The 13,845-nt window shown below is 71.9% G+C and carries 11 protein-coding genes; 6 read left to right on the forward strand and 5 right to left on the reverse strand.

Annotation, left to right across the window (positions count from 1 at the left end; translation table 11 throughout):
• Window positions 1-189: 189 nt before the first annotated feature.
• Both ACIBQ8_RS12485 and ACIBQ8_RS12490 read left to right on the forward strand, forming a co-directional pair.
• Window positions 190-1,347, forward strand: a complete 1,158-nt coding sequence (locus tag ACIBQ8_RS12485) for an extracellular solute-binding protein (protein WP_397191965.1) — start codon at window positions 190-192, stop codon at window positions 1,345-1,347.
• 231 nt (window positions 1,348-1,578) lie between these two features.
• Window positions 1,579-2,790 carry a saccharopine dehydrogenase family protein gene (locus ACIBQ8_RS12490; RefSeq protein WP_397179561.1) on the forward strand — a complete coding sequence of 404 codons (1,212 nt, stop codon included), beginning with the start codon at window positions 1,579-1,581 and terminating at the stop codon, window positions 2,788-2,790.
• A 67-nt stretch (window positions 2,791-2,857) separates the two neighbouring features.
• Here the strand turns inward: ACIBQ8_RS12490 and ACIBQ8_RS12495 are convergent, their stop codons facing one another.
• Both ACIBQ8_RS12495 and gabT read right to left on the reverse strand, forming a co-directional pair.
• On the reverse strand, window positions 2,858-3,058 hold the full coding sequence (locus tag ACIBQ8_RS12495; protein ID WP_352362958.1) for a hypothetical protein: 201 nt from the start codon (window positions 3,056-3,058) through the stop codon (window positions 2,858-2,860).
• A gap of 210 nt (window positions 3,059-3,268) precedes the next feature.
• Window positions 3,269-4,597, reverse strand: a complete 1,329-nt coding sequence (gabT, locus tag ACIBQ8_RS12500) for a 4-aminobutyrate--2-oxoglutarate transaminase (RefSeq protein ID WP_397179562.1) — start codon at window positions 4,595-4,597, stop codon at window positions 3,269-3,271.
• 124 nt (window positions 4,598-4,721) lie between these two features.
• Between gabT and ACIBQ8_RS12505 the strand changes: the two genes are divergently transcribed.
• Window positions 4,722-6,485 (forward strand): PucR family transcriptional regulator, encoded by a 1,764-nt coding sequence (locus ACIBQ8_RS12505; protein WP_397191966.1) that lies wholly within the window; start codon window positions 4,722-4,724, stop codon window positions 6,483-6,485.
• Window positions 6,486-6,542: 57 nt separating this feature from the next.
• On the opposite strand, the gene ACIBQ8_RS12510 is transcribed toward ACIBQ8_RS12505, so the two are convergent.
• Window positions 6,543-7,190 carry a TetR/AcrR family transcriptional regulator gene (locus ACIBQ8_RS12510; protein WP_352362964.1) on the reverse strand — a complete coding sequence of 216 codons (648 nt, stop codon included), beginning with the start codon at window positions 7,188-7,190 and terminating at the stop codon, window positions 6,543-6,545.
• A 291-nt stretch (window positions 7,191-7,481) separates the two neighbouring features.
• Between ACIBQ8_RS12510 and ACIBQ8_RS12515 the strand changes: the two genes are divergently transcribed.
• Complete coding sequence (locus ACIBQ8_RS12515; protein WP_397179564.1) at window positions 7,482-8,909, forward strand: aldehyde dehydrogenase family protein; 1,428 nt, start codon at window positions 7,482-7,484, stop codon at window positions 8,907-8,909.
• 91 nt (window positions 8,910-9,000) lie between these two features.
• On the opposite strand, the gene ACIBQ8_RS12520 is transcribed toward ACIBQ8_RS12515, so the two are convergent.
• Together ACIBQ8_RS12520 and ACIBQ8_RS12525 are read right to left on the reverse strand one after the other, a co-directional pair.
• On the reverse strand, window positions 9,001-10,077 hold the full coding sequence (locus ACIBQ8_RS12520; protein WP_397179565.1) for a trypsin-like serine peptidase: 1,077 nt from the start codon (window positions 10,075-10,077) through the stop codon (window positions 9,001-9,003).
• A 56-nt stretch (window positions 10,078-10,133) separates the two neighbouring features.
• Window positions 10,134-11,144: a peptidase gene (locus tag ACIBQ8_RS12525; protein ID WP_397191967.1), complete on the reverse strand. Its 1,011-nt coding sequence runs from the start codon at window positions 11,142-11,144 to the stop codon at window positions 10,134-10,136.
• A 198-nt stretch (window positions 11,145-11,342) separates the two neighbouring features.
• Here ACIBQ8_RS12525 and dxr point away from each other — a divergent pair, with 198 nt between their 5' ends.
• A complete protein-coding gene (dxr, locus tag ACIBQ8_RS12530; RefSeq protein ID WP_397191968.1) occupies window positions 11,343-12,533 on the forward strand; it encodes a 1-deoxy-D-xylulose-5-phosphate reductoisomerase in 1,191 nt (396 codons plus the stop codon).
• 40 nt (window positions 12,534-12,573) lie between these two features.
• Entirely contained in the window at window positions 12,574-13,743 is a 1,170-nt protein-coding gene (gene ispG, locus ACIBQ8_RS12535; RefSeq protein ID WP_397179568.1) for a flavodoxin-dependent (E)-4-hydroxy-3-methylbut-2-enyl-diphosphate synthase, read from the forward strand.
• Window positions 13,744-13,845: the final 102 nt, after the last annotated feature.

The raw sequence follows: 13,845 nt of genomic DNA on the forward strand, positions 1-13,845 counted from the left end.
GGCGCCGAGGGGGTGCATTTCTACACGCGGGGCAAGGTGGTGACGTCGCGCTGGCTGGATCCGTCCCACGGCGGCGTGAACCTCGGCTTCCCCACGAACGGGTAACCGACGCCTCCCGCCGGGAGGGACCGGCGTCCCTCCCGGTCCCGTCCCCGGTAAGCTCCAGCGCAACGGACAAGGGGGGACATCGTGAGACGCCGTCGCATATCCGCCGTGGCGCTGGCCACGGCGGCGCTGGTCGCCGGCACGGGAGCGGTGTCCTCGACCTCCGAGGCGGCCGGGCAGCCGGCCGCCAGGCCGAGCCCCAAGCCCACCCCGACGGCCACGCCCTCGCCCACGGCCACCCAGAGCGACGGCACGCTGCAGATCCTCACCTACCGCGGCTACGCCGAGTACGGCGGGATCAGCCCCAAGGCCAACTGGGTCGGCTCCTTCGAGAAGGAGACCGGCTGCCGCCTGGCCCGCGTCGACACCGTCCGCACCGCCGAGGAGATGGAGCGGGCCGTCGCGGCCGCCGAGCGCCCGTACGACCTGATCTCGGCGGGCCCGGCGCTGGCCGGCGACCTGATCACGCGCAAGCTGGTACAGCCGATCGACCCGGCCAAGGTGAGCGGCTACGACGACCTGAACGAGCGTTTCCGCGACATGACGAAGGTGTCCGGCAAGGTCTACGGCGTGCCGTTCCTGTGGGGGTACCACGAGTTCGTCTACGACTCGTCCAGGGTCAAGGACGCGAGCATGAGCCAGGTGTTCGCCTCCGGCCGGACCGCGCTCCGCGACAGCCCGCTGACCATCGCCGACGCGGCGCTGGCCGACGCCGCCGTCAAGGACCCGTACGAGCTGAGCCAGGAGCAGCTCGACCGGGCCATGGCGCTGCTCGGGCAGCAGAAGGAGCGCACCTACTGGCGGAAGCCGATCGACCTGATCAAGGGCTTCGCCACCGGGTCGCTGGATTACGCGCAGGCCACACCGTACTATCGCCTGCTGCTGCAGAAGGCCGGCAAACCGGTCCGGACGGTCGCCGCCAAGACGGCCACCGGCTGGCTCGACTCCTGGATGCTCGGCGCCAACCTGCCCGACACCACCTGCGCCTACCGCTGGCTGACCTGGATGACCGCGGCCGACGCCCAGCGCGACGCGGCCGCCTGGGTGGGGCTCGCGCCGGCCAACGACAAGGCGTGCAAGGGCCGGGCCAAGTCGATCTGCGACCTGTACGGCGCCGACGACCCCAAGCGGCTCGACCGGATCGCCTTCGCCGTCCGGCCGCCGGGCGGTTGCCGCGGCGAGGACGGGGAATGCACTGATTATGCCGTCTGGGGGAAACGGTGGGCCGAACTCGCCGAGTAGGTGAGATCTCCGCCCCCGCTCGACCCCATCGCGGGCGCGCCTTCCCCCGGGTGCGCCTGCAGAGACGCCCCGGGCCTTCCCCCCTGTCCCGGGGCGTCTCGCTGTTCCCTGCTTGACGGACGTCCTGGTGCCGGGGCGTCTCGCCGTTCACCGGCCGGAGGACGTCCGTACTCGGGAACTCTCCGGCGCGAAAATTCGACTGAATGACCAGTCAGTGAGTATGTTCTCCTCATGAGAATCCTTCTTGTCGGCGCCGGAGGCGTCGGCTCCGCCGTGGTGCCCATCGCCGCCCGCCGCCATTTCTACGAACACATCGTGGTGGCCGACTCCCAACAGAGCCGGGCGGCCCGCGCCGTCGCCGCCGTGGACGACCCCCGCTTCACCGCCATCCAGCTGGACGCCTCCGACCGGGCCCAGGTCGCCGCGGCGCTCCGGGAGCACCGATGTGACGTGCTGTTCAACGCGGTCGATCCGCGCTTCACGATGCCGCTGTTCGAGGCCGCCCTGGAGGCCGGGGCCCACTACCTGGACATGGCGATGTCGTTGTCGAAGCCGCATCCGCGCGAGCCGTACCGCAAGCCCGGGGTGAAGCTGGGGGACCGGCAGTTCGAGCGCGACGGCGAGTGGCGCGGCGCGGGCCGGCTCGCGCTGGTCGGCATGGGCGTCGAGCCGGGGCTCGCGGACGTGTTCGCCCGCTACGCCGCCGACCACCTGTTCGACGAGATCGACGAGATCGGCATCAGGGACGGCGCCAACCTCGTCGTGGACGGCTACGACTTCGCGCCCACGTTCTCCATCTGGACCACGATCGAGGAGTGCCTGAACCCGCCCGTCGTCTGGGAGGACGGGCAGTGGCGCACCACCGAGCCGTTCAGCGAGCCCGAGGTGTTCGACTTCCCCGACGGGATCGGGCCCGTGGAGTGCGTGAACGTCGAGCACGAGGAGGTGCTGCTCGTCCCGAGGTGGATCCCGGCGCGGCGGGTGACGTTCAAGTACGGGCTCGGCGAGGAGTTCATCGGCGTGCTCAAGACGCTGCGCAAGCTGGGCCTGGACAGCGCCGACAAGATCAGGGTGGGCGGGGCGGAGGTGGCGCCGCGCGACATGGTCGCCGCGAGCCTGCCGGACCCGGCGACGCTGGGCGCCCGCATGCGCGGCAAGACCTGCGCGGGCACGTGGGTCAAGGGCACCGGCAAGGACGGCTCCCCGCGCGAGGTGTACCTCTACCACGTGGTGGACAACGAATGGTCGATGCGGGAGTACGGCTCCCAGGCCGTCGTGTGGCAGACGGCGATCCATCCTGTGGTCGCGCTGGAGCTGGTGGCGACCGGGGTGTGGAAGGGCGAGGGCGTGCTCGGCCCCGAGGCGTTCGACGCGGTGCCGTTCCTCGACCTGCTGCGCGAGTACGGCTCGCCGTGGGGCCTGCGCGAGGCGGCCGCTGCTTGACGGTCGCTGCTTGACGGCCCCTGCCCGGCGGTCCGTGCTTGACGGCCGGGGCTTCCCCGGCCGCGGCCTAGCGGCCGGGGAAGGCCACCACGGTCGCCATGGGAGCGGGCAGGAGCGCCTCGGCGCATTCGGTGCAGGCGAGCACGGAGGAGTTGTCGGGCAGCTTGCCGACCCGGACCCGGGGCCGCGGCCACCTCTTGTGGCACACCACGCAGGCGTCGCCGTCGCGCTGGGCCGGCGTCAGGCCCTCAGGGTCGAACGTCAACATACTCCGTGCCGTTCTGGTGGGACCCCAGTTCATCACGCTCCCAGCTGCCATCGCCCCTCCGCATGTCCGGATCCGTTATAACCCTGACCGAGGCCGTGATCGTCTAGCTGAGCGTCAAGCCAGGGTGAATTCTCTACCCGAGTGACCTGCGTTACACACACAAAATCGGGCATCCAGCCGCAAGCCGGATGCCCGATTTTTTGGACTTTGCTATAGAGCGGAGATGGCCTTCTCCAGGATCCCCAGGCCCTCCTCAAGCAGGTGCTCGGGCATGACCAGCGGGGGCAGGAAGCGCAGCACGTTGCCGTACGTGCCGGCGGTCAGGACCACCAGGCCCTCGGCGTGGCAGCGCTTGACGATCTCCTGGACGGCCGCCGGGTCCGGGTTCTTCGTGCCCGGCTCGACCAGCTCGATCGCGATCATCGCGCCGCGTCCGCGCACGTCGCCGATCGCCGGGAACCGCTCCTGGAGCGCGCGGAGGCGGGGGAGCATGATCTCGCCGATGCGGCGGGCCTTGGCGACCAGGTCCTCCGACTCGATCGTCTCCAGGACGCCGAGCGCGGCCTCGCAGGCCAGCGGGTTGCCGCCGTACGTGCCGCCCAGGCCGCCGACGTGCACGTGGTCCATCAGGTCGGCGCGGCCGGTCACGGCGGCCAGCGGCAGGCCGCCGGCGATGCCCTTGGCGGTGCAGATGATGTCGGGGACGACGCCCTCGTCCTCGCAGGCGAACAGGTCACCGGTGCGCGCGAAGCCGGTCTGGACCTCGTCGGCCACGAAGACGATGCCGTTCGCCCGGCAGAACTCGGCGATCCGCGGCAGGAAGCCCCTGGCCGGGACGATGAAACCGCCCTCGCCGGCGATCGGCTCGATCACCACGGCGGCCACGTTCTCCGCCCCGACCTGCTTGTTGATCTGGTCGATGGCCTGCGCGGCGGCCTCCTCCGCGCAGTTGTCCGCGCCCGTCGGCCAGCGGAACGGGTAGGCCAGCGGCACCCGGTACACCTCGGGCGCGTACGGGCCGAAGCCCTGCTTGTACGGCATGTTCTTGGCGGTCATGGTCATCGAGAGCAGCGTGCGGCCGTGGTAGCCGTGGTCGAACACCACGACGGCCTGCCTGCCGGTGGCGTGCCGGGCCACCTTGACGGCGTTCTCAACGGCCTCGGCGCCGGAGTTCACCAGGAAGGTGCGCTTCTCGTGGTCGCCGGGGGTCAGCTCGTTGAGCCTCTCGCAGACCTGCACGTACGACTCGTACGGGGTGACCATGAAACAGGTGTGGGTGAAGTCGGCCGCCTGCTTCTGGACGCGCTCGACGACCTTCGGCGCGGAGTTGCCCACGTTCGTCACGGCGATGCCGGAGCCGAAGTCGATCAGAGAGTTCCCGTCGGCGTCCTGGAGGATGCCGCCGCCGGCGCGGGTGACGAAGACCGGCAGCGTGGTGCCGATGCCGGAGGGGACGGCGGCCTGCTTGCGGGCCAGCAGCTCCTGCGACTTGGGGCCTGGGATCGCGGTCACGACGCGCCGCTCCTGGGGAATGCTCATGGGCTCGACGCTACGTCGGGCTCCGACCTGGGCCGATACGTCGATATGGCACACTGGGGGTGCTCGCCTTTGCCGGAATGGACAAACTCGTATGGCACCTTCGCTGCGCACCGTGGTGCGACGGATGAAGTTGCGTCAGCTCGCGGGCGCGGCGGCCTCCGGAGCGCTCGACGCGGAGGTGCGCTGGGTGGCGGTCAGCGAGCTGGAGGACCCGACGCCGTTCCTTGAGGGCTCGGAGCTGCTGCTGACGACCGGGATCCGCCTGGAGGGTGACTTCTCCGGATATGTCGCCCGGCTGGTGGATCGCGAGGTGGCCGGGCTCGGCTTCGGCGTCGGCCTCTCCCACGAGCACGTCCCGGCCGCCCTGGTCGCGGCCGCCGACGAGGCGGGGCTGCCGCTGTTCGAGGTGCCGCGCGAGACGCCGTTCATCGCCATCGGCAAGGTGGTCAGCGAGCTGCTCGCGGCCGAGCAGTACGACGAGATCACCCGCGCCTTCGCCGCGCAGGGGCGGCTGACCCGGGCGGCGCTGCGTCCGGAGGGCATGAACGCGGTCATCGACCGGGTGGCCAAGGAGATCGACGGCTGGGCGATGCTGCTCGACGAGACGGGCGAGGTCCGGCACGCCACGCCGGGGGCCGACGTGCCGGTCGTGGTGGCCGAGCTGCGCCGGCTGCGCGCCGGCGGCCCGGCAAGACCCCAGCCCGCCGGAGCCGAACGCGCACTCCCTGACGAGCCCGCCGCCCCCCAAGGGCCGGTCGGTGAGCGGGTACGCGGCGGTGGTCAGGCTGGTGAGCGGGTGGGGGGCGGCGTGCCGGTCGGGGCACGGAGGCGCGGGGCGGTCCAGGCCGGTGAGCGGGTGCCGGCGAGTCTCGCGTTGTCCGGGCCTGACGAGCACGTCGTGATCCAGCCGCTCGGCGGCGGTCCACGGCCGCGCGGCTTCTTCGCGGTCGGCGCCCGCAGGCCCTTCTCGCCGGTGACCCACACGGTGATCAACGCGGCCGGGTCGCTGCTCACGCTCGCCATGGAGCAGGGCAGGGCCCAGCGGGAGGCCGGTCGGCGGCTCCGCTCGGCCGTGCTGGAACTGCTGCTCGGCGGGGCGGTCGAGCAGGCGCGGGCGGTGGCAGGCACGCTCGGCGCGCGACTGCCCGGCGAGCCGCTGGTGGTCCTCGCAGCGGGCGCGGCCGCCCTGGAGACCCTGGAGCCGCACGGCTTCACAGCACTCCTCGACGACGGCCACAACGGTCCCGGCGGCGCACACGGCGGCGGTCCTGGCAGTGGTTCCGGCGATGGTCCTGGCGGTGGTCATGGTGGCGGTCCCGGTGGTGGTCCCGGTGGTGGTCCCGGTGGTGGTCCCGGTGGTGGTCCCGGTGGTGGTCCCGGTGGTGGTGGCAGGCGGGGGCGTGGTGGTGGGCTTCCGGGTGGGGAGACGGTGAGTGTCTGTCTGGTGGCCGAGGGGGTCGCGGAGAAGGTGGCGCGGGAGGTGGAGGGGCCGGTCGGGCTGAGCTCGCCCTGCCGCTACGACGGCCTGCGCGACGCGCTCGACCAGGCCCGCCGCGCGCTGGCCCACAGCGACGGCGGCATGACGCGCTTCGCCGACCTGGCCGGCCAGGGCCTGCTCGCCCTGCTGGACGCCGACACCCTGCGCGCGTTCTCCGGCGCGCTGCTGGCCCCGCTCACCGCGTACGGCTCCCGCGCCGACCTGGTCGAGTCGCTGCGCGCCTACCTCGACAGCAACGGCCACTGGGACGCAGCCGCCCAGCGGCTCGGCGTCCACCGGCACACGCTGCGCTACCGCATGCGCCGCGTCGCCGAACTCCTCGGCCGCGACCTCGACGACCCGGGCGTACGCGCCGAGCTGTGGCTCGCCCTGGAGGCCGCCCGCCGTTGAGCCCATCACCGGGTCCGCCGCTGGGCCCGGTGATGGGCCCACCGACCTGTGGGTGCGTCAGCGGCCGGGGGCCGACGGGAGGCTGTCCTTGTCCACCAGGTAGCAGCAGATCGTGGCCAGGGTGACCGCCTCGTACGTGCGGTCGTCCCGCAGGTGGCCGGCCCGTTCCAGGCTGATCGCGCCCTGCGCGGCGGCCCAGAGCGCGTCGGCGATCTTGCGTGGCTGGGTCGGCGTCAGGTAGCCGGCGGAGATGCAGTCGGCGATCACCCGGTCGAGGATGTTCAGCGCCGCGCGGGCGAGCGTCCTGGCCCGCTCGCTGGGCTCGAAACCGGGGATGGCCCGTTCGAACATCAGGTTGTAGTAGCCGGGCTCGGACAGGCACGCCTGCCGGTAGGCGGGGCCGAGCGCGGTCAGGTACTCCAGCGGGTTGCGCCGCTGCGGGACCGCTTCGAGAAAGCGGCGGAAACGCTCGAAACCCTCCAGATACAGCGCCTCGGCCAGGCCCTCCCGGTTGCCGAACATCGTGTAGATGACGGTCGTCGTGCAGCCGGCCTCGGCCGCGATCCTGCGCATGGTCAGACTGTCGGGACCCTCGCTCTGAAGCAGGTTCACCGCCACGTCGAGCAGGCGGGAACGGAGTTCGTCGTGGGTGGCGCGCTCGCCCAGCAGGTAGGCGCCCTGCAGGCCCAGCGGCGTCGAGGTCATGCGACCTCCCCAGCGACCAAGGAGCTCAGTGTCCTTGTGACCTCACTTTGCTCGGTCACGGGGCCCACGCCTTTCTGATCGGGGGCCCACCGCGCTGGAGACCCGCACCCGATGACTTAGCCATGGCGGAGATCGCTCAAACCACTCCGCATGGTAAACATCCCGAATTGGGTCTACTTCTGTTACATCATGGGTATACACCAGGGCTTGTACTTAACGGTGAGCGCTCATGGGAGTCTTGTGCACCGTGGTGTAAATCCCCGGACTCCCGCTTGGCATAACGTCGTGGGTATGGACGTGCGTACCTTCTGGCTTGCCGGCCGGCCCGCCACCGGCGAAACCGATCTCACCGTGACCAACCCCCATGACGGTCGTGAGGTCGGCCGGTACTCCGTACCGACCGATGCTCAGGTCGAGGAGGCCGTCGCGGCCGCCCACGCGGTCTCGCGCGAGGCCGCCGCGCTGCCCGTGCACGTACGTGCCGAGGCCCTGGCCCACGTCTCGCGCCGGCTGGCCGAGCGGGCCGACGAGATCGCCCACCTGATCACCGCCGAGAACGGCAAGCCGATCTTCTGGGCGCGCGGCGAGGTCAACCGCGCCATCTCCACGTTCCGCTTCGCGGCGGAGGAGGCCCGCCGCTGGTCGGGCCAGGTGCAGCGGCTCGACACCGAGCCGGCCGCCGCGGGCCGTCTCGCCTACGTCTCCCGCGTGCCCAAGGGACCCGTGCTGGCGATCACCCCGTTCAACTTCCCGCTGAACCTGGTCGCCCACAAGGTCGCGCCCGCCATCGCCGTCGGCGCCCCGATCATCGTCAAGCCCGCGCCCGCCACGCCGCTGTCCTCGCTGGTCCTCGGCGAGATCCTGGCCGAGACCGACCTGCCCGCGGGCATGTTCTCGGTGCTGCCCGTGCCGAACGAGCGCGCCGCCGCCCTCGTCGACGACCCCCGCCTGCCCGTGGTCTCCTTCACCGGCTCCGCGCCCGTCGGCTACGCCATCGCCGACCAGGTGCCGCGCAAGCACGTGACCCTGGAGCTGGGCGGCAACGCCGCGGCCGTCGTGCTGGCCGACGCCGACCTCGACTGGGCCGCGCAGCGCATCGCCCTGTTCTCCAACTACCAGGCCGGTCAGAGCTGCATCGCCGTCCAGCGGGTGATCGTCGAGCAGCCGGTCTACGACGCGTTCGTCGAGCGGCTGCTGCCGGCCGTCGGCGGGCTCGTCACGGGTGACCCGGCCGACGAGAAGACCCAGGTCGGGCCGCTGGTGTCGGAGGCCGCCGCCGAGCGGGTGGAGCAGTGGGTGCGCGAGGCGGTCGCCGCCGGCGCCCGCGTCCTGGCCGGCGGCACCCGCGAGGGCGCCACGGTCGCGCCGACCGTGCTGGCCGACGTCCCGCACGACGCCAAGGTGGCCTGCGAGGAGGTGTTCGGGCCCGTGATGATCCTCCAGCCGGCCGCGTCGATCGACGAGGCGTACGCCATGGTGAACGACTCCAAGTACGGCCTCCAGGCCGGCGTCTTCACCCGCTCCCTGGACGCCGCCTTCAAGGCCAACCGCGAGCTGGAGGTCGGCGGCGTGATCATCGGCGACGTGCCGTCGTACCGGGCCGACCAGATGCCGTACGGCGGCGTGAAGGACTCCGGCATCGGCCGCGAGGGCCTGCACTCGGCCATGGAGGACCTGACCTACGAGAAGGTCATGGTGCTCACCGGCCTGTCGCTGTAGCTCCCGGCCCGGCCCGGCCCGCCCCGCCCCGCGCCGCCCCGGCGCGGGGCGGTCGTGTGTCCGGGCGGGGACCGCCGAGCCGCCGCGGTCGTCAGGCGCGTTCGGCCGTGGCGTAGACCGTCCTGGCGGCCTGGCCGAAGTACGGGCCGTACATGGTGTGCTGGTCGTCGCTGTACTTGAAGCTGCTCAGCGAGGTGATCGTGCCGCGGCCGGTCATCGGGTCGAAGCCGGACAGCCAGGGGCCGCCGCTCGACCCGGCGGTCATGGCGCAGCCGAGCCCCTGGTCGCGCGTCTGCTTGTACGGGTCGTCGCGCAGCCGCCCGGCGCAGTAGACGAGCTGGTCGCCGTCGTAGGGCGGGTCGGCCGGGTAGCCGAAGCCGTAGGTCTGGCCGCCGCGCCGGGTGTTGAAGGCGATGTCCTGGGTGCCCACCACGTCGGCGACGTGCCGCCCGCCCGAGGTGGCCAGGGCGACCATGCCGACGTCGTGGTTGTCGTCGCCGGAGCGCGACCATGGGGCCGAGACGAACATGCGGCGGGCCGCGTACTGGCCGTAGGGCTGCTCGCCGCCCCTGCCGTAGCCGGGGACGAACGTCCAGTTCTGGGCCCATTCGCCGGCGCCGTCCTTGACGCAGTGGCCGGCGGTGACGACGAGGTCCTTGCTGGCGCTGGTGACCGTGCTGGCCGAGCAGACGAAGTCGGCGCCCGCCAGGGTCAGGAACACCCGCCCGGTGGTGCGGGTCACGGCTCCGCCGGTGCTCCAGCGCGCGCCGATCGTGCTGGCCTGGGGCCTGGACGACGCCTGATGGCGCCGGCGGCCGACGTTGATCTCGGTACGGCCGCCGGACCCGCCGGACCCGCCCGGCTCGGCCTGCGCCCCGCCGCGCCCGGTCAGGCCGCTGAGCAGGCCGTCGCCGTCGGTCACGGAGTCGAGCAGGCCGATGGGCAGGGCCGCCGCCATGCGTTGCGGGGTCCAGTAGCCGAGCACGCGCCGCTGCTCGGCGTCGCTCCGCGCGGCCTCGTGCTCGACCACCATGCCGAGCTGAGCAGCGGCGTGCTCGACGGCGGGACGATCGACCTGGTGCTGGCCGGGGACCGCGCCGAGGATCGCCGGTCCCGTCAGCCCCGCGATCAGCGGGACGGCCGCAAGCAGGGAGGTGCTCAGGGTCATGGCCCCCGAGTGTGCACCACGAGATGTGTTCTTGCGGCTACTTTCCGTGAATTGAATCAGAGTGCGCTGGTGGTTTGCGCTGCTTGGTACACGGCCTGCGCTTCGTTTCCGAAATAGGGGCCGAACATCCAGTTGGGGGCGAAGTTGTATTTGAAGCTGTTGACCGAGTTCTGCGTGCCGAGACCGGTCGACTCGTCGAAATTCAGCATCCACGGGCCGCCGCTCGCGCCGCCGGTCATGTCGCAGGTCAGGCCGAGGTCGTCGGAGAGCAGGAAGTCGTCGAACGTGCGTCCGCTGCAGTAGATGAGCTTCGAGCCGTCGTAGGGGGCCGCGGCCGGGTAGCCGAAGGAGTGCATCTGCCGGCCGCGTTGCTGGTTGAAGGCCACGCCCTGGCCGCCGACGACGTCCACCAGGCTCTTGCCGTCCACCTGGGCCACCACGGCGGCGGCCACGTCGAAGTCGACGTCCTCACTGGCGTTCCACTGGGGGGTGGTCAGCAGCTTGGCGGCCGGCCAGGTGCCGAAGGGGCGCCGGCCGGCGGCGTAGCCGGGCACGAACACCCAGTTGGTGTGGAAGGCGCCGCCGAGCTTGACGCAGTGGCCGGCGGTCAGCACCACGCTCTTGTTCGCGCTGGTCACCGCCGAGCCCGAGCACGAGGCGCTGCGTCCCTGGTAGGTGAAGAACACCCGGCCGGTGGTCTGCGCGACGGCGCCGCCGCCCCAGGGGGCGCCGGAGCTGTTCGCCGACCGGAGCTGCCGCCCGTCGCCCCGGCCGCCGGTGGGCGGCGCCTGCCAGGGGGTGCCGCCGTCGGGCTCGCCGGGCCCGGCCGCCGCGCCGCGGGACGCCTTCCCGCCGTTCTTGGGCGCGGGCAGGTCGAGCGGCTGCGCGCTCTCCATGCGCGCCTCGGTCCAGTACCGCGCGACCTGCCGTTGCTCGGACGCCGAGTCCGCGGCGGCGTGCTGGGCGGGACGGGGTGCCGCGCCGGCCTGGGCCGCGGTGCCGGGGAGCAGGGCGATGCTCCCGGCGGCGAAGGTGAGGACGGGGAGCAGGGCAGATCTGCGGCGCATTACGTAACCTCCCGAAACCGGAGCTGGGGCTTGGAAGGTAGCCGCACAATAATCAGGATTTCTCCAGAAATGCGCATCCCGATATAGCGATATCTGGACATAAATGGCGTGGGTTATCGCGCGTCACTCAGGAGCCGGGATCGCGCCGGTCGGCCCCTCACGTGCCCGTCCGCGTCCGGCAGCGGGGACAATGGACACGTGCATGCAGAGACCCTCCGCTCCGTCGTCGTGCTCGGCTCCACCGGCTCGGTCGGCACCCAGGCCCTCGACGTCATCGCCGCCGACCCCAACCGGTTCAAGGTCGCCGGGCTCGCGGCCGGGGGCGGCAGGGTCGAGGAGCTGGCCGCGCAGGCGGCCCGGTTCGGCGTGGAGGTCGTGGCGGTGGCCGACGCCGCCGCCGTCCCGGCGCTGAAGGAGGCGCTGGCCGCGCGCGGGGCGTCCCCCGTCGTGCTGGGCGGTCACGAGGGCGTCGCCGAGGTCGCGGGCTGGCGGTGCGACACCGTGCTCAACGGCATCACCGGCGCGCTGGGCCTGACGTCCACGCTGGTCGCGCTGGAGGCCGGCCGCACGCTCGCGCTGGCCAACAAGGAGTCCCTGATCATCGGCGGGCCGCTGGTCAAGCGGCTGGCCGCGCCGGGGCAGATCCTCCCGGTCGACTCCGAGCACTCGGCGGTGCAGCAGTGCCTGTGGGCCTCCGGCCCCGGCGGCCACGACCCCGCCGCCGTCAGGCAGCTCGTCATCACCGCCAGCGGCGGCCCGTTCCGGGGCATGAAGCGCGAGGAGATGGCCGACGTCACCCCCGAGATGGCGCTGGCCCACCCCACCTGGTCCATGGGCCCGGTCATCACCATCAACTCCGCCACGCTGGTCAACAAGGGGCTGGAGGTCATCGAGGCCCACCTGCTGTTCGACATCGGCTTCGAGCGCATCGAGGTCGTCGTCCACCCGCAGTCGGTGATCCACTCCATGGTCGAGTACGTCGACGGCTCCACCATCGCCCAGGCCAGCCCGCCCGACATGCGCCTGCCGATCGCGCTCGCGCTGGCCCACCCGGCCCGCGTGCCCGGCGCCGCCCGGCCCGTCGACTGGACCAAGGCCCACACCTGGACCTTCGAGCCGCTCGACGACGCGGCCTTCCCGGCCGTCGCGCTGGCCCGGCACGTCGGCGCCCAGGGCGGCACCGCGCCCGCCGTCTACAACGCCGCCAACGAGGTCTGCGTCGAGGCGTTCGCCAGGGGCGGGCTGCGTTTCCCCGCGATCGTCGACACGGTCGCCCAGGTCGTCGAGGAACACCGCGTCACCCCGGCCTCCAGCGTGGAGGAGGTGCTGGCCGCCGACGCCTGGGCCCGGGCGCGTGCGGCCGAACTCACAGCCGGGCAGTCCTTCTAGCTACCTAGACTGGGTAGCGTCGTCACACCTAAGGGTAGAAATGTCTTCTGTAGCACTTGGCATCCCGACGGTCCGCCCCAAGCCGCTCGCCGAACGCCGGCACTCCCGCCAGATCATGGTCGGCAGCGTTCCCGTGGGCGGCGACGCGCCCGTCTCCGTCCAGTCGATGACGACGACGGTCACCGCCGACGTCAACGCCACGTTGCAGCAGATCGCCGAGCTGACGGCGTCCGGCTGCCAGATCGTGCGCGTGGCCGTCCCGTCGCAGGACGACGCGGACGCGCTGCCGATCATCGCGAAGAAGTCCCAGATCCCGGTCATCGCCGACATCCACTTCCAGCCGAAGTACGTGTTCGCGGCCATCGAGGCGGGCTGCGCGGCGGTCCGCGTCAACCCGGGGAACATCAAGAAGTTCGACGACAAGGTGGGCGAGATCGCCAGGGCGGCCGCCGACCACGGCGTGCCGATCAGGATCGGCGTCAACGCCGGGTCGCTCGACCCCCGCCTGCTCCAGAAGTACGGCAAGGCCACGCCCGAGGCGCTGGTCGAGTCCGCGCTGTGGGAGTGCTCGCTGTTCGAGGAGCACGGCTTCAGGGACATCAAGATCTCGGTCAAGCACAACGACCCGGTCGTCATGATCAACGCTTACCGGCTGCTCGCCGCCAAGTGCGACTACCCGCTCCACCTCGGCGTCACCGAGGCCGGCCCCGCCTTCCAGGGCACCGTCAAGTCCGCCGTGGCGTTCGGCGCGCTGCTGGCCGAGGGCATCGGCGACACCATCCGCGTCTCGCTGTCCGCGCCGCCCGTCGAGGAGGTCAAGGTCGGCGCCCAGATCCTGGAGTCGCTGGGCCTGCGCGAGCGGGGGCTGGAGATCGTCTCCTGCCCGTCGTGCGGCCGGGCCCAGGTCGACGTCTACACGCTGGCCGAGCAGGTCCAGGCCGGTCTGGAGGGGCTCAAGGTCCCGCTGCGGGTGGCCGTCATGGGCTGCGTCGTCAACGGCCCAGGCGAGGCGCGCGAGGCCGACCTCGGCGTCGCCTCCGGCAACGGCAAGGGCCAGATCTTCGTCAAGGGCGAGGTCATCAAGACCGTGCCCGAGTCGCAGATCGTCGAGACCCTGATCGAGGAGGCCCTGCGGCTGGCCGAGGAGATGGGCGTCGAGGTCGACCTCGACGACGACGACGTCGCCGGGCCCCAGGTGACCGTGGGCTGAGCGCCCGCCGGGGCCGGTAACCCGGTGCAATGGCCCCATTACAAACTGGCAAGCCTTTCCCCATTCCCAGCGTCATGACCCGCTCGCCCGCGGGAGCATCAC

This window comes from Nonomuraea sp. NPDC049646 (assembly GCF_044465525.1).
GTDB lineage: Bacteria > Actinomycetota > Actinomycetes > Streptosporangiales > Streptosporangiaceae > Nonomuraea.

Bases quoted from the DNA above. Each gene is read 5' to 3' on its own strand.
- ACIBQ8_RS12490 (WP_397179561.1), top strand. From the start codon at position 1,579: ATGAGAATCCTTCTTGTCGGCGCCGGAGGCGTCGGCTCCGCCGTGGTG.
- ACIBQ8_RS12495 (WP_352362958.1), bottom strand. From the start codon at position 3,058: ATGTTGACGTTCGACCCTGAGGGCCTGACGCCGGCCCAGCGCGACGGC.
- gabT (WP_397179562.1), bottom strand. From the start codon at position 4,597: ATGAGCATTCCCCAGGAGCGGCGCGTCGTGACCGCGATCCCAGGCCCC.
- ACIBQ8_RS12505 (WP_397191966.1), top strand. From the start codon at position 4,722: ATGAAGTTGCGTCAGCTCGCGGGCGCGGCGGCCTCCGGAGCGCTCGAC.
- ACIBQ8_RS12510 (WP_352362964.1), bottom strand. From the start codon at position 7,190: ATGACCTCGACGCCGCTGGGCCTGCAGGGCGCCTACCTGCTGGGCGAG.
- ACIBQ8_RS12515 (WP_397179564.1), top strand. From the start codon at position 7,482: ATGGACGTGCGTACCTTCTGGCTTGCCGGCCGGCCCGCCACCGGCGAA.
- ACIBQ8_RS12520 (WP_397179565.1), bottom strand. From the start codon at position 10,077: ATGACCCTGAGCACCTCCCTGCTTGCGGCCGTCCCGCTGATCGCGGGG.
- ACIBQ8_RS12525 (WP_397191967.1), bottom strand. From the start codon at position 11,144: ATGCGCCGCAGATCTGCCCTGCTCCCCGTCCTCACCTTCGCCGCCGGG.
- ispG (WP_397179568.1), top strand. From the start codon at position 12,574: ATGTCTTCTGTAGCACTTGGCATCCCGACGGTCCGCCCCAAGCCGCTC.